We start from the raw sequence: 20447 nt of genomic DNA on the forward strand, positions 1-20447 counted from the left end.
AGGCCCGAAGAGGGCGTCTGGAACGCGTCTCGACGCGGCTTACTTGCCCTTGGGACGCGGCAAGCCCAGGCCGCGCTTGTAGAACATGCCCATCGCGTACTGCTCATGCCCACCGGCTTGCAGCGTGGTGGGTGCCGTGGGTGGCAGTATGGATAACGGGAGATGGAGAGGATTGGTGGATACGGTCTGCAGCACAGGGCATTCCCCTGTTGCGCTTGCAATGCCAGTCTGCAGTGGCGGCTGGCCAACCGTCACCGGAGCAAGGACTTCCGGCTTGCTGGCCCACACTGCCGTGGTGAGGGACAGCCCCGCCAGCAGGGTTGCGACGTGACGTTGACTGAGAATGCGCATGGGAATCCTGGCGACAAAGGCAATGATATGGTTCAGAAATTCGCCCAACAATTGAGCCAGCATGATCATATCACCCCAACGTTAAGCAAACCTTAAATGACCGTTTCACCAATTATGGCATGGGGCATGGCAGGGATGCCTGAGTGAAGCCTGGTTTGCAAAACTGCGAAAGCCGACGCACGCAAACCTTTGAATAAACACTTCTCCCCCGGATTGTGTACACTGGCAGCCATGTTCAATCCAGCCTGCTCCACAAGAGCAGCAAGCCTTCCTGCATGGAGCCAGACGTATGCTGATTACCCATCTCGGCCATACCCCGACTGTCCACCCGGATGCCTGGGTGGCACCCAATGCCGTACTGTGTGGTGATGTGCATGTCGGGCCGGGCTGCCGCATTTTGTTCGGTGCGCAGATCATTGCCGAGGGGGGACGCATCAGTCTGGGAGAGCAAGTCATTGTCATGGAGAATGCGGTGTTGCGCAGCAATGACCATCATCCGCTGACCATCGGCAATCATTGCCTGATCGGGCCGCAAGCGCATGTGGTCGGCTGCACCCTTGAGGATGAGGTCTTCATTGCCACCGGCTCTGCCATCTTCCACGGCGCTCACATCGGGCGCGGCAGTGAAGTGCGCATCCATGGTGTGGTTCACCTGAAAAGCACTTTGCCCCCTGGCAGCACGGTGCCGATCGGCTGGGTGGCAGTCGGCCAGCCTGCGCGCATCCTGCCCCCGCACGAACACGAGGCCATCTGGGCGCAGCAAGGTCCGCTCAACTTCCCACTGACGGTCTATGGCCTGCAACGCGAGGAAGCCAATATGGTGACGATCACCCGTGGGCTCTCCGAACGGCTGGGGCGGCATCTGCACGACAGCACCCAGTGGGACGATCTGGTGCTGTAAGGGTTGTGGCAATCTGTCACACCCGCTTGGCCCCATCACAATCAAGTATAAACAGTACTTAATAATCAATGTGTTAAACACTTTTCATTGGCCATTCCGGGCACACCCTACCCCTTGCGGCATAGTGTCGCAAGGGCTTGTCGCCTTGTGAGCCCTCTCTTACCCTGACCGCTCCCTTCCCCTGTCCATATGACAACGAGAGCGAGACAGATGAGCAGTCCCCGTAAAACCCCGACCTTCTATACCGTTGCCTGGCGCTGGCATTTCTTTGCCGGGCTGTTTGTGGTGCCCTTCATGCTGATGCTGGCCTGTACCGGCATCATTTATCTGTTCAAGCCTCAGCTGGATCAGTGGATGTATGGCGAGCTGCTGAACGTTCCTGCCAGCAGCCAGCCCATGCATCCGGCAGATCATCTGGCAGGCGTGGTACAGCAGCGCTATCCGGGGGCAGCATTGCTGAAGTATCAGCCGCCTGCCACCTCAACCAGCAGCAGCAAGCTGGTAATCCGTCATCAGGGGCAAAAGCTGGGCGTATATGTCGATCCATACCGGGCAACCCTGCTCGGCAGTCTGGACGAAAACAGCACGCTGCAAGCCGTGGTACTGAAACTGCATGGCGAACTGCTGATGGGCAAGTCGGGGGACTTGCTGGTCGAACTGGCTGCCAGTTGGGGTGTGGTCCTGCTGGTGTCGGGGCTGTACCTGTGGTGGCCGCGTGGCCGTGGCAAGCTGGCCGTATTCTGGCCCCGCCTCTCGGCGGGAGGCCGCACCCTGTGGCGCGACCTGCATGCAGTCACCGGCTTCTGGGGTGTCCTGTTTGTACTGTTCATGCTGTTCTCCGGCCTGACCTGGACCGGCTTCTGGGGTGAGAAGTTTGCTGCCGTATGGAGCCAGTTCCCGGCGCAGATGTGGGACGATGTGCCCAAATCGGACCGCAAGGCGCTCACGCTGAACAGCACGGAAGACAAAGTAGTACCGTGGGCGGTAGAGCAAACCCCCTTGCCCCGCTCCACGGGTAACCATGCAGAACACAACAGTCAGGATGCGGGCTCCGCGGCCAGCCCTGCGTCCATCCGCCTGCAGCAGGTCGTGGACCTGGCCAAAGCACGCCAGGTGGTTCCCGGCTACGCCATCAGCCTGCCCGATGGCCCGGAAGGGGTTTACACCATCTCGGTGTTTCCGAATGACCCACGCCATGAAGCCACCCTGCATGTAGACCAGTACAGTGGCAAGGTGCTGGCGGACATCCGCTTCAAGGACTATGCCGCAGTACCCAAAGCGGTCGAATTCGGTGTTGCCCTGCACGAGGGTAAATTCTTTGGACTGGCCAACCAGCTGCTGATGCTCACCATTTGCTTGCTGATCATCTTCAGCGGCATCAGCGGCATCATCATGTGGATCAAGCGCAAGCCGGATGGCAAGCTGGGCGTGCCGGCCTCCCCTGCAGACACGCCACTGTGGAAGACAGCCCTGATCCTCATGCTGCTACTCGGTGTAGCGTTCCCGCTGGTGGGCGCCAGTTTCCTGCTGGTCCTGGCGCTGGATGCGCTGTGGCAACGCTTGCCGCGACGCGCCGCAGCCTGAGCCGCCGCACACCGAATGGACGCAAGCTGCCCGCCCGGGCAGCTTGCGTCGTGTGACCTGCCTCGGGAAAATACGACTCCCGGACTGCCCCATACTCAGGCAGATCAATTGTCCTCGTTATCCCTTAGGTTGTTCATGTCCCAGTTCTCCCACGCCGTTGACCACTATTGGCAGCGTTGTCTGGCCCAGACAGCAGCGCACTCGCAGCAAGATTTTCTGTCCATCAACCCACATCTGCCCGAGGGGCAGGAGATCATGCTGCTGAAGCGTGATACACACACCCGGGCCGTTGTGACGCCGGAATGGGCAGCCCGACTGGCACTTGCCCCGCACCCGATTCACGATGAAACCACATTTCGTCAGCACTTGGCCGCACACGGTGTCCATCTGCATGGGGCCGACTGGCTGCACTACTTTACCGAAGCCGACCAGGCCCAACTGCTGCAGGAAACAACGCCCGCACATATCCGCCCCTTGAGCCAGGCCGATCAGGCAGCTTTCAGCCAATTCCAGTCCCAGGCCTCTGAAGCCGATCTGGATGCGGCCTGGGTAGAGCTGGATCACTGGTCAGTCTGGGGCGCTTTTGTCGGGCCACAGCTGGTGTGTGCGGCCAGCATGTATGTGTGGCCGGATAGCCCACTGGCCGATACGGGCGTACTGACCCTTCCGGCGCACCGTGGCCAAGGGTTTGCCCGCGACGTGATCCGCGCCATCAGCCGCCATGCCTGCCTGCAAGGGTTTGAGCCGCAATACCGCTGTCAGCTGGATCATGTCAGCTCTGCGGCCGTCGCGCGTGCAGCCGGCATGCGCTGCTATGGCAGCTGGGAAGTCCTCAGCACGGATGACTGACGGCAAACGTTGTGCCAGTCAGACAGACGTGATGACAATTGTATGAATGCCCCTTGCTTCACGGCACCGACGTGATACAGTTCCCGGCGCGGAATGGACGAAGCACTGCCACGGCAGTGACATCCGCCTGAAGGCGGGGCAACCTGCCTTCAGTCTGAATTTCCGGCCCTGACTGTCCATAGCCTCGCAGAAGGCTGATGGCGGGGTACGGGTGTGATCAGTCTGGGAGCTCGCCACACATGGCGAGTCACATGGGCAGGAGACATCATGTCCTTGTTGCAGCAAACCCGGCGTCAGCTGCTAAGCGCAGCCATGCTGGGCATTCTGGCGATCAGCCTGGCAGGTTGTGGCGCCAATCAAGTCCCCGTATCCAGCAATACCGATGCCGTACAGGCCGCACTGAAGCAGGGCAAAGGCGTACTGGTCGCCCGCAAGACCACGCTGGATTTCTATACAGCTTCGCATGAAATGCTGACCCTGCCGGGGGATGCGCGCCCGGCGCTGACGTACTGGCTGCATCGGGACAGCAAGAAACCGCTGATACTGGGCGCCTGGACCTCCAGCGAAGGTCATGGCAAGCGCTTCGTTGGAAACGCGGATTACTACATTCTGGAACCCGGCTTTTATGACCTGGTCGGCTTTGCCCGCAAGACTCGCAACAAGGATACCGTCCGGAATCTGCTGCGTGCACGCACTTCCTTGCAATCCACGCTAGGGTTTGTGCAGTTTTCCCGAACCACTCTGCCCCATCTGGAGCGCTATAAAGAGTGGGTACCACCTTCTTATGCCGGTGCCACGGTCAACGGCAATATGATCACCCATTGGTATGACCCCGGCTACTATGCGGATGCAACACGCGAAGTGCAGGGCGACGCCATTTTCATCGACTTCCGTGGCGTCATCCCCTACGACAAGAGCGGCAAAGGCAATCTGGCCAGTTTCTACATCAAGCCCGGGCAATTGCTGACGATCGGGGACTTTGATGTCGCCTACACCAATGGCCCGGCAGAAACACCCCGGCCAGATGTCTGGGTCAGCCCACTGGAAAGCATTACCTACTATTTCAACCCTCAGCCACAACATGCCGAGTTGCAGCAGGTGATGACACAAATGGGTTATCCCGCCAATCTGGTGCAGCAAGTCGGGACAGCCGTACCGATTCCTGGCATGTTTTTTCAAAACATGAAGCCCATTGGCGCCAACCCTCCCGGCATGGGCATGCTGACCGACAAGCTTCACTATCTGAGTGTCACCGCCAAATCCAGAGTGCTGACGCCGAGCTGAGTGTTCAGCGAGTAGCAAACCAGCGCGCGGGGGTCACGCCGAACGCGCGCTGAAACATGCTGATGAACGCACTGGGAGTGGCATAGCCCAGTGCGTCCGCCACCTGCGCCACCCTTTCTCCATTCGACAAGCGTTCCAGCGCCTGCACCAGCCGGGCCTGCTGCCGCCACTGGGCAAAACTGAGCCCGGTTTCCTGCTGAAACAAGCGCGTGATGGTGCGCGCGGACAGCCCGGCCCACTGAGCCCATGCTTCCAGCGTACGGGTATCCTCCAGCCTCAATAACAAGGCGTTGACGATCTTCAACAGGCGGCGATCCTGCGGCATCGGCAGGTGTAGCGCCTCCTGCGGTGCCTGCTGCAGTTCATCGAGCAGCACCGCCTGCAGGCGCAGTTGCACCACATCCAGCTCCGCTTGATACAGCCAGCGGGTGGCACGGTTGACCAGCTCTCGCAGCAGCGGGTTGACTGCCAGCACACATGGGGTCAGTGGCAACTCGGTAGCCAGCTCCGGTGTAATCAGCACATTCCAGCCCCGGTGCGCCCCGCTGAGCCGGGCCCGGTGGGGTACATCCGGCGGTATCCAGCCCGCCCGGTGTGGTGGCATCACCCAAGCACCCTGTGGTGTTTCCACCTGCACCAGCCCGTCTTCCACACAGAATAACTGCCCGCGCGCATGCTGGTGCCAGCCGGTTTCCCGGCTGCCCAGCTGGAAATCGCTGCTGGCGGTATCGTCGCCCCAGACGGCCAGAATGGCCGGGCCGTCGCGGCGCTCACTGGCCTCCTGTAGCCAGCGGTTGGGGCTGGGGCCATCACCCATGTGCATCATGTCCATAATTCCGTATTTCTGATCACAATCACGTTATCACGAAATCAAAGCGAACACCTAGACTGGAGGCCTGATCCCACCACCGGAGACCGTTCTCATGACTACCGCAACCCCATCTCTGATCCGGCCGGGCCTGCCCGCCTGGCTCCTGATTGCTATCGCCTGCCTTGCCTCCTGCATGGTGGTGATGGATGGCGCCATTGTGAATGTTGCCCTGCCAGCCATGCAGCAGGCCCTGCACCTCAGCGCGCTGGCGCAGCAGTGGATTGTGGATGCCTATCTGCTGACCCTGGGTGGCTTCATGCTGCTGGCAGCCCGAGTTGGCGACCTCTATGGCAGCCGCCGTACCCTGCTGGCCGGGCTGGCACTGTTCACCCTCGCCAGTCTGGCCGGGGGGCTGGCAGAGAGCGGCGTCACATTGCTGATCGCCCGTGCCTTGCAGGGAGTCGGAGCATCGGTACTGGCCACCTCCTCAATGACCCTGATCGTTGCTGCCACCCAGCACGACAAGCAAGCCCGCGCCAAAGCGCTTTCATTGTGGGCGGCATTCAACTCAGCCGGCTTTGCCCTCAGTGCCGTACTGGGCGGTATTCTGACTGCACGCTATGGTTGGCAAGCGGTGATGTTCGTTAACGTGCCCATCGGCGCACTGCTGATTCTGGCAAGCCTGACCTGCCTGCAAGCCACACCCGTGCAGCGCAGTCCGCTGGACTGGGCGGGTGCACTCACCGCCACCTTGGGCAGCAGCAGCCTGATTTATGGGCTGTCACAAGCCGCTCTGCTGGGTTGGGCCAGCCTGGAAGTATGGGGGAGCTTGCTCGCGGGTGCCGCCTTGCTGATCGGCTTTGTACAGATCGAGCGCCGCAGCCCGGCCCCTCTGCTGCGCTTGTCCCTGTTCAAGATGCCCAATCAGGCCCGGGGCAATCTGGTCATGATGAGTCTGGGTGGCACACTGGCGGCGACCGTCTTCTTGCTCTCCACCCAGCTGCAACAGCTGGGGCATTACTCAGCAGAAGCGGCCGGGCTGGCCTTGCTGCCTTTCGGCGTGATGCTGGCTGTCGCTCGTTTGCTGTTCAACCAGCGCGCCGTTAGCGGCCAGGCCCACCGCTTCCCGCTGTATGGCAGTCTGCTGGCCAGTGTCGCCTTGCTGTGGCTGGCCACCCTGCCGACCCGTCCAGACTTCTGGTTGCACCTGCTGCCCCCCACTTTGCTGTTGGGCTTTGGCTTGGGCATGGTGGTACTGACCGCCATGCAGAACCTGACGGCGGGTATTTCACAGCAGGATGCCGGGCTGGTGTCTGGCGTAGCCAACAGTGCCCGGCAATTGGGTGGCGCGCTGGGCGTTGCACTGGCGGCAACCTTGCTGCGCAGTTCAGGCCAGTTGTCTGAGTACACACACTTGCAGCATTACCACCACGCTTTCATTGCGGTAGCTGTGCTGAGCGTGCTGTGCGGCCTGCTCTCTGCTCGGCGTACACCAGTTCCGGCGGTTCAGCCGGTACGATAATCATGCAAACGTCGTGGCGCCCTTGCCTTGCCCGGCATCTCCGTCAATACTGATGGCATGCTCCCGCGCTTGACGTTCCCTTTGCTGATTGCGCTGACCAGCCTGCCCTGCCTGCTGGTTGGTGCCCCCTCGCATGCGCTGACCCTGCAATCTGACTTGATTCAACTGGAACCCTGGACCATCAGCACCACCAATGCCCAAGGGCAGGAAAAACTGATCGGCGCCCTGCCAGATCTGTTGGATGAATTCGAGCGCCGCAGTGGCTACAAGGTCAACCGGCGCATCACCCCTTATGCCCGTGTCGAAGCCGAACTGGAAGGGGGGCTAATCGACTTTTCCATCATGGCCTGGGGGCAAGCGCGTGCCCGCTACGCCAATCGGGGTACTGACTTCGGCCCGCTGGATTTCGGGGTCGTCTTTGCCAGGGGCACCACTGCACAGAGCTATGAGGACCTTTACCGCCTGCCCTTGTGTACGCCACGGGGCCTGAAAGTGGACCCCCGCTACGATGTCGATGCCACCATGCAGAAGGACCTCAGCGTCGACTACACCACCTGTGTGAAAAAGGTCGTGGCTGGCCACGGCAGTGTAGGCGTTGCGGGCTCCGTCGGCACCATTGATGCCATTATCGACAAGCTGAATGTTCGCAAATCCTTTGGTGGGCGTTTCCTTTTCCGTGTGACCACCCTTTCCGTTTCCTGGTCACAACGTGCCCCAAACAATCCGGAAGAAGCCCGGGTTAACGCCATTTTCAAAGGCATGGTGGAAGATGGCACTTACGAGCGCATCACCCACAAGTGGTTTGGCAAGCACCTCAGCTACTTTCCGCGTGCCACGTCACCCTCTACCAAACCTGCCCGCAAACCCGCCTCCCGCTGATCGGCCAGATACTGCAAAAACGCCTCGGCCAGCGGCGAACGTCGTTTCCCCTGCAAGCTGACAATGAACCAGTTGGCATGAATGGGAAAGTGCTCTACCGGCAAGACCACCAGGCCATCATCGGCGACATGCTCGCCCAAGGCATGGCGGGAAAGCACGGCCAGCCCCAAACCGCCTGCGACCGCCTGCTTGATGGCCTCATTGCTGCCCAGCTCCATCCGCACCCGGGGACGGAAACCATGTGCGGCAAAGTGGGCATCCCCCGCCAGACGAGTACCCGACCCCGGCTCACGCAAGATGAAGCGCTCCTCGACCAGTGCGCTCAACGGCAAGCTTGAGGCCGAGGCCAGCGGGTGATTGCGGGCTGCCACCAGCAACAAGGGGTTGGGCAGAAAGGACTGCTGTTCAATGGCCAAGTCTTGCGGGGGTAAAGACATGATGCACAGGTCGTCACGGTTTTCGCGCAGGCGCTGCACCACCCCGTCCCGATTCAGCACTTCCAGCGCGATATCCACCTCCGGGTAGCGGGCGCAGAAGCCCCCCAGCAAGCGCGGCATGAAATACTTGGCCGTACTGACCACCGCCACCCGCAGTCGCCCACGGGTCAGTCCGCGCAGACCGTCGATGCGCTGCCCCAGCGCAGCCCACTCTTCACTCATCGCGCGTGCCGTACGTGCCAGCTCCTCACCCGCGGCGGTCAAAGACAAGCGCTTGCTGACCACCTCATACAGCGGCATGCCGACCGCCTCCGTCAGCTCTTTCAGCTGCATGGAAACGGTGGGCTGGGTGACATGACAACGTCGCGCCGCGGCACTCACGCTGCCCGTGTCCACCACGGCCAGGAAAACCTGCAATTGCCGGAATGTCACATTCATCAGCATTTATCTATGCATATTCAATGAATAATTGATTTTACAGCATGCAACCACATGCCTACCATCCGCGACACCTCATGTGAAAGCCGCGCGATGACCAGCCTGCTCGACCCCGCCATCCTGTTTTTTGTATTCGGCATCAGTGCCGGCCTGCTGAAATCCAACCTCGACATTCCGCAGCCGATCAGCCGCTTCTTGTCGCTGTATCTGCTGATGGCGCTCGGCCTGAAAGGGGGCTTCGCGCTGGCTAAAAGTGGCCTGACACTGGAAATTGCCAGCAGTCTGGGGGCTGCGGTACTGCTCGCCCTCCTCATCCCGCTACTGGCCTACCCCTTGCTGCGGCGGCTGGTACCTGGCTGGGATGCAGCAGCACTGGCGGCGACCTATGGCTCCGTCAGCGCGGTGACTTTCATCACCGCGACCCAATACCTGGACCAGCACCAGCTCAGTTATGGGGGTCACATGGCCGCCGCCATGGCGCTGATGGAATCTCCGGCCATCCTGCTCGCTGTGCTATTGGCCAACCGCTTGCGGCGAGAGCAGGGAGGTGCCCAGGCAGGTCACAGCCTGCGCGCCTTGCTGCATGAATCGTTCACTGATGGCGCCCAGATGCTGCTGATCGGCGCCATGCTGGTGGGCCTGCTGACGGGTGCGGCTGGACAAGCCGCCATGCAGCCCTTCTCCGGTGACCTGTTCAAAGGCATGCTGTCCTTCTTCCTGCTCGACATGGGCCTGCTGGCCGCCCGCAACCTGCCTCAGTTGCGTGGCATTTCACCGTGGCTGATGGCTTACGCCATCGGCGCCCCGCTGTGCCATGCCACGCTCGCACTGTTACTCGCCAAGCTGCTGGGACTGTCTGCCGGTGACGGCGGCCTGCTGATGGTGCTGGCGGCCAGCGCCTCCTACATCGCCGTCCCCGCCGTGCTGCGCGAAGCCATCCCCGAAGCCCGGCCCGCGCTCTACTTTGGCCTCTCGCTCGGGCTCACCTTCCCGTTCAACATCCTGCTCGGCATCCCGCTCTACCTGCAAACCGCACAACGGCTGCTGTGAGCTTGACGACGCCCCATCTGGACGGCAGGATGAGTACCCTTCCCTGCCGTCCAGATGCAATGCATAACCCCTACGCACCCCCTAATAGCCCCCTGTCCCATGACGCACCCATTGCACCAGAAATTGCCGTATGGCGAAGCTCGGTCACCGGTGGACGCATGCTTTGCTATGGGCTGACTGTGCTTGGTGTGCTGCCACTCATCATGGCATGGGTCTATTCCTCACAGCTGGCATATCCCTCACTGTTGGCTATGGGTGTCATGTTGGGTCTGGCATATGGCCTGGAGCATTACAGCCGAATCTGTGCCGCACTATTAACCTTTTTGATGTGCGGCATCAGCTGGCGCGTTCTGGAGCCAGGTGGCGGGCTGCTTTGGCTATTCTCCCTGGCTTTCATCGCCATTGCTGGACGCAGCTGGTGGGGTTGCCATCATTACCAGCGTTATCTGGCACAGCATGGCCATGGCGCGCCGCCCCCTGCCCGGTAAGCCGTCAACGCTCATCACAACCGGCTTGACGGCCCTCCATTCGAACGGCAGGATTGGGGCCTTTGCCTTTTCTGACCGGGTCGTCATGAGCGATAACAATCCCTACCAAGCTCCCAAGACCGCGCTAGAAACCCAAGCAAGCAGCGAAGACAAGCTCCTCAAGCACATGCGTGAGGGCTGGCAGGTTGCAATTGCGCATGCGGCCCTGGTGGGTATTTTTGGGGTCTTAATACCGTCCTTGGCAGGCGGGTTGGATACTGAGGTTACTGTCTATCTCATCGGCATGATAGGCGCTCTATTAGGGCTGGCCTATGGCGTATTTCACCGCAATGTCATCTGTGCCGCACTGCTCGCCATTCTCCAGGCGGCTAGTCTTGGTTATGCTGTGATCAACAATGGTACCGTACCTGGCTCGGCTTTCATTGGCGTCCTGATCTTGATTGCCTATAGCCGCAGCGCTTGGGCGTGCTACACGCTCAAACAACGGCTAGCAGCATAAATGCCAGACAGCAGCAGTAACGCCCATTAACCAGAGACAACAGCATGACCGAGCGCGATCCCTGGCAGGCCCCGCAAAGCGCGCTGGCTCGCCTAGAGCAGGCCTCTTGGTACACGTACCTTCCCTTGCTCAGTGCCGTCGTAGCCTGCGCCGGTGGCGGTGGTTTGCTGACATTGATGCTATTTCCTGCCAGCCTGGGCCTGCACTGGGCACTGGTGGCCTTGGGCGGGCTAGCCTTGATTCTGCTGGGTTATGCGGTCTCCGGGCGCCATTGGCCGTCTGCGGCTGTACTGGTCTTGCTGCATGCCGTCGCCTTGGGCATGCAGCTTCGTGCACTGCCGACAAGCCAGCTCACCTGCTTGGTGCTGACGGCTTTGCTGCTGCTTCATGGCTTGAGCGGGTGGGTATGCTGGCGACAGCGCCGCACCCGCCTGCCCTCTCAGGCCAGTGCTACGGAAGCGGGTTGAGTCCGTTCCGTACGTACCGGCAGGAACTGCACGATGCCAAACACGACCTCAAACACTGTAAAGCCCAGCAGCAGGGTGCTGGCACCCTGATACACCGCATACAGCTGCCAGCAGCTGAACAGCACGCGTGAGACACCATCCAGCCGCCCCAGCAGTACGGATGAGGCCAGCAAACGCGCCAGAGACCACACCAGCACGACGGACCCCAGCAAGGTGGCGAACAAGACGTGCTGGATGTCCAGTGGCAGCCAGACGCCACTCAGCCCGAGCTGGACATGGAGCTGCCCCAGCAGGCCATGCACCCAGCGGAAACTCCAGGGCGTTACAAATAGCAGGATCACGCCCAGGTCATACCAGGCACTGGCACGCATCAAGGTGAGATAACGGGATTGACTGACCATGGCGACACTCCTCACGAAAAAGTGTGCGCAGCGTAAACCTTGAAGTAAACTTCAAGGTCAAGCTTTTAATAGCATGATCGGCCCCAATGAAAATCGGCATGTTGGCGCAAGCCACCGGCGTCAGCCGCGAAACCCTGCGTTTTTATGAACAGCGTGGCCTGCTGCGCGCCAGCCGGCTGGGTAACGGTTACCGGGACTACCCGCAGGCCAGCGTGTTGCTGGTACAGTACATTCGTAATGCGCAACGACTCGGCTTCACCCTGACCGAGATCAGTGCACGCCTGCCGGACATCTGGGATGCACCCGACCCGGCTCAGAAGGTGATGGAGGTCTTGCAACTCAAGCTGCAAGAGCTGGACCAGCGCATCCTTGCCCTGCAAACCTTACGTCAGCAATTGGCGCATGAAATCGTGCAGCAATGCCCGCTGTTGGGTGAGCGCACGCAAGCCCCCGCCACCTGCCCACCAGGATGGGCCCAACAATGACCCTGTTTGCCCTGCGTGCAGACATCACCACCTTGCCGGTGGAGGCGATTGTGAACGCGGCCAACTCGTCCTTGCTGGGTGGCGGTGGTGTGGATGGTGCCATCCACCGGGCCGCAGGGCCGGACCTGCTGCATGAGTGCCGCCTGCTGGGCGGCTGCAAAACCGGGCAGGCCAAGCTGACCCAAGGCTACCGTTTACCCGCCCGCTACATTATCCATACCGTGGGTCCGGTCTGGCGTGGCGGCGAGCAGGGGGAGCCCGCATTACTGGCCAGTTGTTACCGCAACAGCCTGCAGCTGGCCGCCGCACACGGCGTTCGCACGCTGGCGTTCCCAGGCATCAGCACCGGTATCTACGGCTATCCGGTATCGGCAGCGGCTGAGATTGCCATTGCGGTGTCACAGGCCTTTTTGTCCACCGCCACTCAAGCGATGGACATCACCTTCTGCTGTTTTTCCGCGCAGGACCTGGCCATTTACCAACGCCTGCTGCTAGACAATACACCCGCTGCCACCCCCTAGCGTCAAACCATCATCGACGCGGTCAGCGGGCGGTGCAGCATGCGGGAGAGGGCTTGCCAGCGCAGAGAGAGGTCGGCTCCGGCCTGCCGCTCCACCCAGGCAGCTACCAGATCCAGACCAAGGTTGTAGTTGATGACGTAAGAGCCATTCTTCTCGATAAAGCGGAAACGCTGTGCCGCTCGGGCTTCGTCACTCACCCGGTATTGCTGCAAGCGGGCGCGGGCACCATCAACATCCAGCAGACCATCCTGCCAGTCGCGCGCCACCCAGTTGTCCACATAGCTGAGGCGGTCCAGCAAGGTCAGCACCCGGTGATAGCGCGGCAAGTCATCCGCCGGGAGCCCCGCTAGCGGGCACAACACCTCACGCTCGAACTGGATGCGGCTGTCGCCGGGAAAAGCCAGCAGAATGCCGTAATTGGCCGCCCCCTCCGCCAGGCAGGAGAGCGGGCTATACAGCGGGAAGGCGGCATATTCCATCCAGCCACGCTGCTGCACCAGCTCCAGCTCGATCAAACTGCTCTGCACATGATGCCCCGGGTAGGCTTCATGACAGGCAAGGTCAATGGCACGTGCCAGCGGCATCGGGAAATCGGTATTGACCTCTACCAGGCTGTGCCCCTGCCCCAGATACCAGTTATAGCCCCCCCATACCTTGTCCTGCACGTAGCCGAGCTTGCAGGATTCCCCTTCCGGCAGGGCGATATAGGGTCGGGTACGTTCACGTGCGGCATCCATGGCGGCTGTGAATACCGCGTCCAGCTTCTCACGCGGGATATCAAAGCCACTCAGCCATTCGCGGGCACGGACATGCAGGGGGCCATCACCCGGCAGCAATTGCGCCAGCTCAGTCAGCACCGGATCAAAATCGGCCGCGCTCAGGGGCGGGCATACCGCGTCGTACAGCAGGCGGGACTCTTCATCGAAACGGAAGCGCTCCCCTTGCAGGCGGCGAATGTGGGCATGCAGGGCGATCAAGTGCTTGTGCAGGTAGGCTTGCCGCTGCTGCTCCGCTTCCGGTAGCCCACTCAAGGGGCGTACTTCGAGCTCCGCCAGCAAGGTGGCCGAGCGTTGCTGCAATTCAGTCAAGTCTAGCGCTTCCGGCTGGGTTCGCCATTCAGCCGGGCCGACCCAGGCGTCCACATAGCTGTCATCGTGCAGGCCGGTAGACAGCACAAGTCGGGCATACGCTTCAGCAATTCGGTCCAGCATGATCAGCAACTCCAGGGGGTGGAAAGCCTTAAACCATGCCATAAATCACGCGGCAGGGCCAGTGGTGGTTCGACCAACCATCACCTGGCAGACCCACGCTCCTGCCCTATGATCTATACTCGGATAACCATCTCATCGAGCGGAGGGGCCAACATGCTGCGCTGGATAATGCTCTTGCTGCTGCCCTCATCACTGCTGGCCGCCCCCCTGCGCATCAATTTCCCGGTCAACGACCGCCATAACGATGCCTTCTTCCAACAGCTGGCACTCAATGCCCTGATGGCCGATGGTCAGACCCTGCAGGTGCGTAATGTGCCCATCCCTCGCCACAAGCGGGTCTACCTGCTGCTGGAAAAAGGCGACATTGATGTGTACTGGATGCTGGCCACGCCGGAACGCGACAAGCAGTTTATCCGGGTCAATACTCCTCTGACCAATGGCCTGATCGGGCAGCGTGTCCTGCTGATCCCACCAGGAACCGAAGGCCGCTTTGCCCACATCCGTACGCTGGAGCAACTGCAGCGCAGCGGGCTGACAGCGGGGCTGGGCAGTGGCTGGCGGGATGTTGCCATCTGGAAGTACAACCAGCTCCCGGTCTATGTACATGAGGGGGAATGGTCAGACCTGTTCACTTTGCTCGCCTCCCGGTCACGGGGCGTCGATTATTTTCCGCGTGGCGCATTTGAAGTCCTGGACGAGGTAGTGGCACACCCCACCCTGACCATCGAGCCCAACTTGCTGCTGACCTACCCGCAAGATTTCTACTTTTACGTCAATCCAAAGCGGCCCGAACTGGCACAAGCCCTGCAGCGCGCATTAGCCAAGGCCATGAAGGACGGTAGCCACGCCCGCCTATCCCAGCAATTTTTCGGACAGGTAGCGCAGAAGCTGCAACTCGCGGAGCGCACCCGGATACCCTTGGCTCTGCCGCCTGACTGAAGCGGCATCTACCCCTCAACGGTCGCTGGCGGAAGAACGCGGCAGACCCAGCTGCTGCCGCACCTCGTTCATGTCACAACGGCTTTCGCTGCTGGCACAGGGCACCGGTTGCAGCAGCGCCGCCAGCACCTGCTGCGGCAGCATGCTGCCGGACTCACTCCACCACAGGGGTTGCTTGCTGCTGCCAAAGCGTTGCAAGCTGAATTCACCTTCTATCGTACGTGTCTGGCGGGCCGCTTGATACAGAGCGGCCATCCGTTCCAGCGCTACACGCTCGATCTGCTGAAGATCTCCTCCTTCAGCCCGAGCCAGATACACATCCTTGAGCAAGGCCCGCAGAGCCTCCTCTCCCGACAGAAGATCCGGCCCCTCACAGCGATAGCGCACACGCGCAAACACCAGCTTGCCCTGACTCTCCTCCCGCGAATCCAGCACCGAGCAGCGCACCTGCTTGAGCAAGGCAATCTGCGCCGTCATCATGGCGCGGGCTGGCTCACGAAACGATTCCCCTCTCTGCTTGGCCAGTTTGTCTGCAAACTGCGCCGGGGCACGCTCATGGATCTGTTGAATCCAGTTCAGGTCCAGCAAAGGCAAGCCCTGTCGCTTCATGGGCGCCGCAGTCAGCTGGTTCAATTCTCTGGCCGCATCACGCTCATAATTGACCATCGCACGCAAGTACAGCGACGTCATCTGCTCAGGGGTATTTCCAGCCTTGGCCGCCATTACAAGCAGCAACATGCAAGCGCCCATCCGCTTCGCATTGAATCTCATCCAGCCTCCATCTCAACCCACTCAACGGCGAGTGTACGATCTGAATGTCATGAGAGTGGTGTTTCTAGAGAATGTTCCGCTTGGTCACGATCAAGTGGTATCGCCAGTATCCTACCTCCCCCCGCCAAGGCAGAGGCCGGCACGGACTAAAGACAGGGATAGCATGGCCAACCGCGTGAACTGATGCGGGAGCAGACCAGTCAGACACGACAGCATGTGTTCCCCGCACCCAAGGATCTACCCAATGCGCATCATCTTCGCTCTACTTGCCGCAACACTTTTGAACATTGCGCACGCCTCCACCCCGCTCACCAACTGGCAACAGGAAACAGACCTTGGCAAGCTCGCGGCACAGCTTGCCCTGCTCAAACAACGTCAGCCGCAAGATGCGGCGACCCTCGCGCTGCAGGAGGCCATTGGCTACCGCTTGGCCTGGGGACGGCATCTGCAGGCTCTGCATCAATCGCCACCGGCGCTGCCGGGCAAACCAATCGCCTTGCGGGCATGCCTGCAACGTGGTGAATACCGCTGGAAACCCGGCCAGCGCTGGCAGCTGCAAGCCTGGCGAGACCTGACCCCACCGACCACACTTTATAGCGGTAAACTGGACCGCAACGGTTGCGCCCACTGGCGACAAGTCAGTGGAGAAGTATGGCAGCGCTTGGCGGGAGGGGATCAGATGACCCTGCGTGTACGCGGCAGGGCTTGGCCGTTACAGGTAGGGGATGGCACTGCCTTGCATATTCCGGTGGATGCGGAACCGGTACCGAACTGACACAGAATACCACTCAGCCTCGGTAGCCTGCGCCAGGCTGGCGCAGCGTAAACTCGGGGCAGCACCCGGTTTCCTGCACGGTATGGCTGAACTGGTCCAGCTGTTGTCGATAATCCAGCTTGCTGCGCACCTGGTTGTAGATCGCTTTGTGATCGCGAAAGCACATCAGGTCCCCAAAAGAGCCTTGACCATATACGCTGTAATCACCATACTGGCAGCCAAAGCAGCAGTGCAGGCGCAGCCCTTCCGGCAGTTGCCGTTGCAGGTCCAGCAAGGCGTCTTCAAAATCGCTACGGCCCTCACGGCTACTCCAGTGCTGTGGCGGCATATGTAGCTGCAACTGCAGGTCGGCCCGATCCAGCCCGCCATGCGGGGCGGGTTGCCCCAGGTGCTGGATGATGTCCAGTTGTGCCGCCTGCGGCCCCTCTGCCGACAGCAAGGTCAGCGGCAGCCTCAGGTACAGGGTGCATTGGCACAGCACATCATGCTGTAGCTGAAAGCGGCTCCCGTCTGGCAACGGGGATTCCGGGCTCAGGCTATCGAATGCCATACCAGAGAAGCGCGTGTCGCCCAGGGTGAGGGTTAGCCACTTGCCATCGTTATGCAGACTGCCGCTCAGCTCGCCGTGTGCGTCCTGATAACGGGCGTGGCTTGTGTCAGCGTTCAACAGCCAGCAACCGACGATACAGCCATAAGGGCAGCAACAACAGCAGCACCAGAGACAAGTCTGCCACGCTGCGTTGCTGCTGCAGGATCAACAGCAGGGTCTGATAGCCGAACCAGCCCGCGTGCAGCACACTGCATGCCAGCCCTCCCTGGCCCAACACCCGCAGGCCAGGTGTCCAGCTGCCCTGCCGCAAGCGGATGACAATAAAGCTAAGCCATAGCAGCAGAATACCCGCAAGGCCCAGCACGGCCATATACAGATTCAGGTCACTGTGTGTGTAACCCAGGCTTTGCGCCAGCAGTCGCTGCCGAGTGGCTGTGTCGTACATGAACGCTTGCACGCTGGTCAGCACACAGAGCAAGAGCCCTTCGCCGGCATTGCGCAGGGAACGGGAAAAGGCAGGATCAGGCACAAACACTCCAGAACAGATCAGTACAGGGTCAACACGCTATTGGGGCTAGACTGCCCGTCACGATCGCCTATCATACCATTGCCGCCCTGCCCGCTCGCAGTCTCAGCGGCGGATCCAGACGCAGAAAAATACTCGTCCGGTTTTCGGTTGTGAGGGATTGCGTGAAAACCCATGATGAGCACCTGTTCAACACAAAGGTTTCACATCATGACATTCGCCGAATTACACCAGCAATCGTCACCGCTCTTGCTGGCCAATGTCTGGGATGCTGCCAGCGCCCGGGCAGCTGAGGCTGCCGGTTACGCCGCACTGGGGACCTCCAGTGCCGCCATTGCCGACATGCTGGGCTATGCCGATGGTGAAGGGCTGAGCTTTGCTGAATTGCTGGCAGTCGTCACTCGTATCCGCGCGGTCTCCTCGCTGCCGCTCAGTGTCGATATGGAAGCAGGCTATGGCGAAACCGCTGAGTCCGTGGTACAGAATCTGCTCGCACTCGCCGCGCAAGGCGTTGTCGGCATCAATCTGGAGGACAGTCTGGTGGTCAACGGCCAGCGCAGCATGCTGGAGGCAGATGTGTTTGGCCAGCGTCTGCAGGCCATTCGCCAAGGCTTGCAGGCGGCCGGGGTTAATCTGTTTATCAATGTGCGCACCGAAGCCTATTTGCTGGGCTTGCCAGATGCACTTGAGCAAACCCTGGCGCGAGGACAGCGCTATGGTGAATGTGGGGCTAACGGACTATTTGTGCCGGGTATCATTCAGGCCGAAGCCATCCGTGAACTGGCTGCCCGCATCGCCCTGCCCCTGAACGTCATGTGCATGCCGGGTCTACCCACCTTCCCGCAGCTCGCCGCACTTGGTGTCAAACGCATCAGCATGGGCAATTTCCTGCATGGCCGCGTACAGCAGACACTGCAGCAGCTGTTTGCCACTGTGCGTTCCGAACAATCCTTCCACTGTGTGTTTGAACATGCCCATTACGGATGAACGGCAGATTGCCGACTACTATCGCGCGCTGGTCGCGCGTGCGGCAGACCATGTCGGCATTTTCTATGTTGGGGTGAAAACCACGGGGGTGTTCTGCATTGCCACCTGCCGGGCACGCAAGCCCAAGCCAGAGAATGTGGTGTTCTATACCGGCTTCAAGGAAGCCATTGACGCCGGGTTTCGTCCCTGCAAGGTGTGCCGCCCCACCGAGAATGCCCACGCTGCTCCACCGGACATCGCGGAAGCCATCACCTGGGTGCGACAACACCCGAAAGAACGCCTCACTGATGGCGAATTGCGCGCCCGGGGCGTCAGTCCGGAACGCATCCGCCGCTGGTTTCAGCAGCACTATGGCATGAGCTTTCAGGCTTTCCAGCGCGCCTTTCGCATCAACACGGCGTTAGAAGAGTTAAAAGGGGGGCGTCGAGCGACCGACACCGCGCTGGACAGCGGCTATGACTCGCTCAGCGGTTTTGGCTATACCTACAAGAAGCTCACCGGGTCATCACCAACGACGCAAGGCCAAGTGCTGCTCATCCATCGCTTTACCACCCCGCTTGGGCCGATGTTTGTCTGCGCCAGTGAACGTGGTGTCTGCTTACTGGAGTTTGTGGATCGCCGCATGCTGGAAACCGAATTCCGCGACCTGCAGCGCCTGCTCAGGGCACCGATCCTGGCAGGTGAAAACGCCCACACCCGCCAAGCCGAGCATGAAATGGCGGAATACTTCGCCGGCACACGCCAGCAATTCACGGTCGCGCTGGACCTGCCCGGCAGCCCCTTCCAGCAGTCCGTCTGGCAAGCCCTGCAGGCCATCCCCTACGGCGGCACCGCCTGCTATGCGGATCAAGCGCAAAGGCTGGGCAACCCGCAGGCGGTGCGTGCCGTCGCCAGTGCCAACGGGGCCAACCGCGTGTCCATTATCGTGCCCTGCCATCGGGTTCTTGGCAAAGACGGCAGCCTTACCGGCTATGGTGGCGGACTGGCCCGCAAACAGTGGTTACTAGACCACGAACTGCACCATACCCCAAAGGACAGGGTGGCATAAGCACGAACCCCTTGTCATCTTGCACAAACCTCGTCATGATATAGAACGAATGTTTCATATCATAACCTGATGGAGCGCAACATGGCGAACTATGTCACCCTTGGCGTGCAGGACACTGCCCGCAGCAATGCCTTTTATGACGCGACCCTGCCACTGCTCGGCTGGGCCATGCACGCCGAATTTCCCGGCTGGCGTGGCTACTCCAAGGGCGGCGAAGGCAAGGACCTGACACTCTGGCTGTGCGAGCCCTTCAACGGTGAACCCGCCACCGCCGGTAACGGCACCATGTTTGCCTTCATGGTGAGCACGCACGCCGAAGTCGATGCCTTCTACCAGGCCGCCATGGCCCACGGCGGCAGCGACGAAGGCGCCCCCGGCCCCCGTCCCCACTACACCCCCACCTGGTACGCCACCTACGTCCGCGACCCCTCAGGCAACAAGCTGGCCGTAGTGTGTAACGAATAATCGAAGCCCCACCCTATCGACAAGCCCGATCCATGTCGGGCTGTTGCTTTCCCTCCCCCTAAACAGAGCCAACTCCCCCGTGATCATCTGGACATTCCCTCATTGTCCCTCAGGATCACCCCATGGTCGCTCTGGTCTCCGGCTCCAGCCTCGGTCTGTCCGCTTCCTCTCTCGCACTCCTCGGCCTGCGTGGCCAAACCGGCTCCGC

Annotated in this window: 24 protein-coding genes; 16 read left to right on the forward strand and 8 right to left on the reverse strand. The window is 60.7% G+C overall.

Translation table 11 applies throughout. The features are described 5' to 3' along the window. Positions 1–39: 39 nt before the first annotated feature. On the reverse strand, positions 40–414 hold the full coding sequence (locus ACE3O2_RS12715; RefSeq protein ID WP_374338049.1) for a hypothetical protein: 375 nt from the start codon (positions 412–414) through the stop codon (positions 40–42). 226 nt (positions 415–640) lie between these two features. On the opposite strand from ACE3O2_RS12715, the gene ACE3O2_RS12720 reads away from it, so the two are divergent. The 4 genes from ACE3O2_RS12720 to ACE3O2_RS12735 all read left to right on the forward strand — a co-directional run bounded on the left by ACE3O2_RS12720 (position 641) and on the right by ACE3O2_RS12735 (position 4969). After that, positions 641–1252, forward strand: a complete 612-nt coding sequence (locus ACE3O2_RS12720) for a gamma carbonic anhydrase family protein (RefSeq protein ID WP_168877364.1) — start codon at positions 641–643, stop codon at positions 1250–1252. 210 nt (positions 1253–1462) lie between these two features. Beyond that, complete coding sequence (locus ACE3O2_RS12725; protein ID WP_374338051.1) at positions 1463–2836, forward strand: PepSY-associated TM helix domain-containing protein; 1374 nt, start codon at positions 1463–1465, stop codon at positions 2834–2836. Between the two features lie 135 nt (positions 2837–2971). Then, a complete protein-coding gene (locus ACE3O2_RS12730; RefSeq protein ID WP_374338053.1) occupies positions 2972–3685 on the forward strand; it encodes a hypothetical protein in 714 nt (237 codons plus the stop codon). A 267-nt stretch (positions 3686–3952) separates the two neighbouring features. Further along, positions 3953–4969 (forward strand): hypothetical protein, encoded by a 1017-nt coding sequence (locus ACE3O2_RS12735; protein ID WP_374338055.1) that lies wholly within the window; start codon positions 3953–3955, stop codon positions 4967–4969. Between the two features lie 4 nt (positions 4970–4973). Here the strand turns inward: ACE3O2_RS12735 and ACE3O2_RS12740 are convergent, their stop codons facing one another. Beyond that, positions 4974–5795 (reverse strand): helix-turn-helix domain-containing protein, encoded by an 822-nt coding sequence (locus ACE3O2_RS12740; RefSeq protein ID WP_374338057.1) that lies wholly within the window; start codon positions 5793–5795, stop codon positions 4974–4976. 97 nt (positions 5796–5892) lie between these two features. Between ACE3O2_RS12740 and ACE3O2_RS12745 the strand changes: the two genes are divergently transcribed. Then, the gene (locus tag ACE3O2_RS12745) at positions 5893–7302 is read left to right on the forward strand and encodes an MFS transporter (protein ID WP_374338059.1); all 1410 of its coding nucleotides are present in this window, start codon (positions 5893–5895) and stop codon (positions 7300–7302) included. A 69-nt stretch (positions 7303–7371) separates the two neighbouring features. Then, entirely contained in the window at positions 7372–8181 is an 810-nt protein-coding gene (locus ACE3O2_RS12750; RefSeq protein WP_374338061.1) for a substrate-binding periplasmic protein, read from the forward strand. On the opposite strand, the gene ACE3O2_RS12755 is transcribed toward ACE3O2_RS12750, so the two are convergent. Then, positions 8121–9056 (reverse strand): LysR family transcriptional regulator, encoded by a 936-nt coding sequence (locus ACE3O2_RS12755; RefSeq protein WP_374338063.1) that lies wholly within the window; start codon positions 9054–9056, stop codon positions 8121–8123. The genes ACE3O2_RS12750 and ACE3O2_RS12755 overlap by 61 nt on opposite strands. A gap of 54 nt (positions 9057–9110) precedes the next feature. Between ACE3O2_RS12755 and ACE3O2_RS12760 the strand changes: the two genes are divergently transcribed. The 3 genes from ACE3O2_RS12760 to ACE3O2_RS12770 all read left to right on the forward strand — a co-directional run bounded on the left by ACE3O2_RS12760 (position 9111) and on the right by ACE3O2_RS12770 (position 11560). Next, entirely contained in the window at positions 9111–10106 is a 996-nt protein-coding gene (locus ACE3O2_RS12760) for a sodium-dependent bicarbonate transport family permease (RefSeq protein WP_374338065.1), read from the forward strand. 360 nt (positions 10107–10466) lie between these two features. Further along, on the forward strand, positions 10467–11093 hold the full coding sequence (locus ACE3O2_RS12765; protein WP_374338067.1) for a hypothetical protein: 627 nt from the start codon (positions 10467–10469) through the stop codon (positions 11091–11093). Between the two features lie 44 nt (positions 11094–11137). Further along, positions 11138–11560 carry a hypothetical protein gene (locus ACE3O2_RS12770; protein WP_374338068.1) on the forward strand — a complete coding sequence of 141 codons (423 nt, stop codon included), beginning with the start codon at positions 11138–11140 and terminating at the stop codon, positions 11558–11560. Here the strand turns inward: ACE3O2_RS12770 and ACE3O2_RS12775 are convergent. Next, positions 11533–11961, reverse strand: a complete 429-nt coding sequence (locus tag ACE3O2_RS12775) for a hypothetical protein (RefSeq protein ID WP_374338070.1) — start codon at positions 11959–11961, stop codon at positions 11533–11535. The two genes, ACE3O2_RS12770 and ACE3O2_RS12775, sit on opposite strands and share 28 nt — an antisense overlap. A 98-nt stretch (positions 11962–12059) precedes the next feature. On the opposite strand from ACE3O2_RS12775, the gene ACE3O2_RS12780 reads away from it, so the two are divergent. Together ACE3O2_RS12780 and ACE3O2_RS12785 are read left to right on the forward strand one after the other, a co-directional pair. Further along, the gene (locus ACE3O2_RS12780; RefSeq protein WP_374338072.1) at positions 12060–12446 is read left to right on the forward strand and encodes a MerR family transcriptional regulator; all 387 of its coding nucleotides are present in this window, start codon (positions 12060–12062) and stop codon (positions 12444–12446) included. Next, the gene (locus ACE3O2_RS12785; RefSeq protein ID WP_374338074.1) at positions 12443–12967 is read left to right on the forward strand and encodes an O-acetyl-ADP-ribose deacetylase; all 525 of its coding nucleotides are present in this window, start codon (positions 12443–12445) and stop codon (positions 12965–12967) included. The genes ACE3O2_RS12780 and ACE3O2_RS12785 overlap by 4 nt, the downstream gene beginning before the upstream one ends. Before the next feature lie 2 nt (positions 12968–12969). Here the strand turns inward: ACE3O2_RS12785 and ACE3O2_RS12790 are convergent, their stop codons facing one another. Then, positions 12970–14178, reverse strand: coding sequence for a hypothetical protein (locus tag ACE3O2_RS12790; protein ID WP_374338076.1), 1209 nt, complete (start codon positions 14176–14178; stop codon positions 12970–12972). Positions 14179–14331: 153 nt separating this feature from the next. Between ACE3O2_RS12790 and ACE3O2_RS12795 the strand changes: the two genes are divergently transcribed. Further along, positions 14332–15117 carry a substrate-binding periplasmic protein gene (locus tag ACE3O2_RS12795; RefSeq protein WP_374338078.1) on the forward strand — a complete coding sequence of 262 codons (786 nt, stop codon included), beginning with the start codon at positions 14332–14334 and terminating at the stop codon, positions 15115–15117. Between the two features lie 15 nt (positions 15118–15132). Here the strand turns inward: ACE3O2_RS12795 and ACE3O2_RS12800 are convergent, their stop codons facing one another. Next, positions 15133–15855 (reverse strand): hypothetical protein, encoded by a 723-nt coding sequence (locus ACE3O2_RS12800; protein ID WP_374338080.1) that lies wholly within the window; start codon positions 15853–15855, stop codon positions 15133–15135. 313 nt (positions 15856–16168) lie between these two features. Between ACE3O2_RS12800 and ACE3O2_RS12805 the strand changes: the two genes are divergently transcribed. Beyond that, the gene (locus ACE3O2_RS12805) at positions 16169–16663 is read left to right on the forward strand and encodes a hypothetical protein (RefSeq protein ID WP_374338082.1); all 495 of its coding nucleotides are present in this window, start codon (positions 16169–16171) and stop codon (positions 16661–16663) included. Positions 16664–16676: 13 nt separating this feature from the next. Here the strand turns inward: ACE3O2_RS12805 and ACE3O2_RS12810 are convergent, their stop codons facing one another. Continuing rightward, complete coding sequence (locus tag ACE3O2_RS12810; RefSeq protein WP_374338084.1) at positions 16677–17330, reverse strand: DUF6304 family protein; 654 nt, start codon at positions 17328–17330, stop codon at positions 16677–16679. Then, entirely contained in the window at positions 17320–17742 is a 423-nt protein-coding gene (locus ACE3O2_RS12815; protein WP_168877381.1) for a hypothetical protein, read from the reverse strand. The genes ACE3O2_RS12810 and ACE3O2_RS12815 overlap by 11 nt, the downstream gene beginning before the upstream one ends. A 207-nt stretch (positions 17743–17949) precedes the next feature. Between ACE3O2_RS12815 and ACE3O2_RS12820 the strand changes: the two genes are divergently transcribed. The 3 genes from ACE3O2_RS12820 to ACE3O2_RS12830 all read left to right on the forward strand — a co-directional run bounded on the left by ACE3O2_RS12820 (position 17950) and on the right by ACE3O2_RS12830 (position 20239). Next, entirely contained in the window at positions 17950–18726 is a 777-nt protein-coding gene (locus ACE3O2_RS12820) for an isocitrate lyase/phosphoenolpyruvate mutase family protein (RefSeq protein ID WP_374338086.1), read from the forward strand. Beyond that, the gene (locus ACE3O2_RS12825; protein ID WP_374338088.1) at positions 18710–19774 is read left to right on the forward strand and encodes a bifunctional transcriptional activator/DNA repair enzyme AdaA; all 1065 of its coding nucleotides are present in this window, start codon (positions 18710–18712) and stop codon (positions 19772–19774) included. Before ACE3O2_RS12820 ends, ACE3O2_RS12825 begins: the two co-directional genes overlap by 17 nt. 81 nt (positions 19775–19855) lie before the next feature. After that, positions 19856–20239, forward strand: coding sequence for a VOC family protein (locus tag ACE3O2_RS12830; RefSeq protein ID WP_374338090.1), 384 nt, complete (start codon positions 19856–19858; stop codon positions 20237–20239). Positions 20240–20447 lie beyond the last annotated feature (208 nt).

This window comes from Leeia sp., assembly GCF_041909055.1.
GTDB classification, from domain to species: Bacteria; Pseudomonadota; Gammaproteobacteria; order Burkholderiales; family Leeiaceae; genus Leeia; species Leeia aquatica.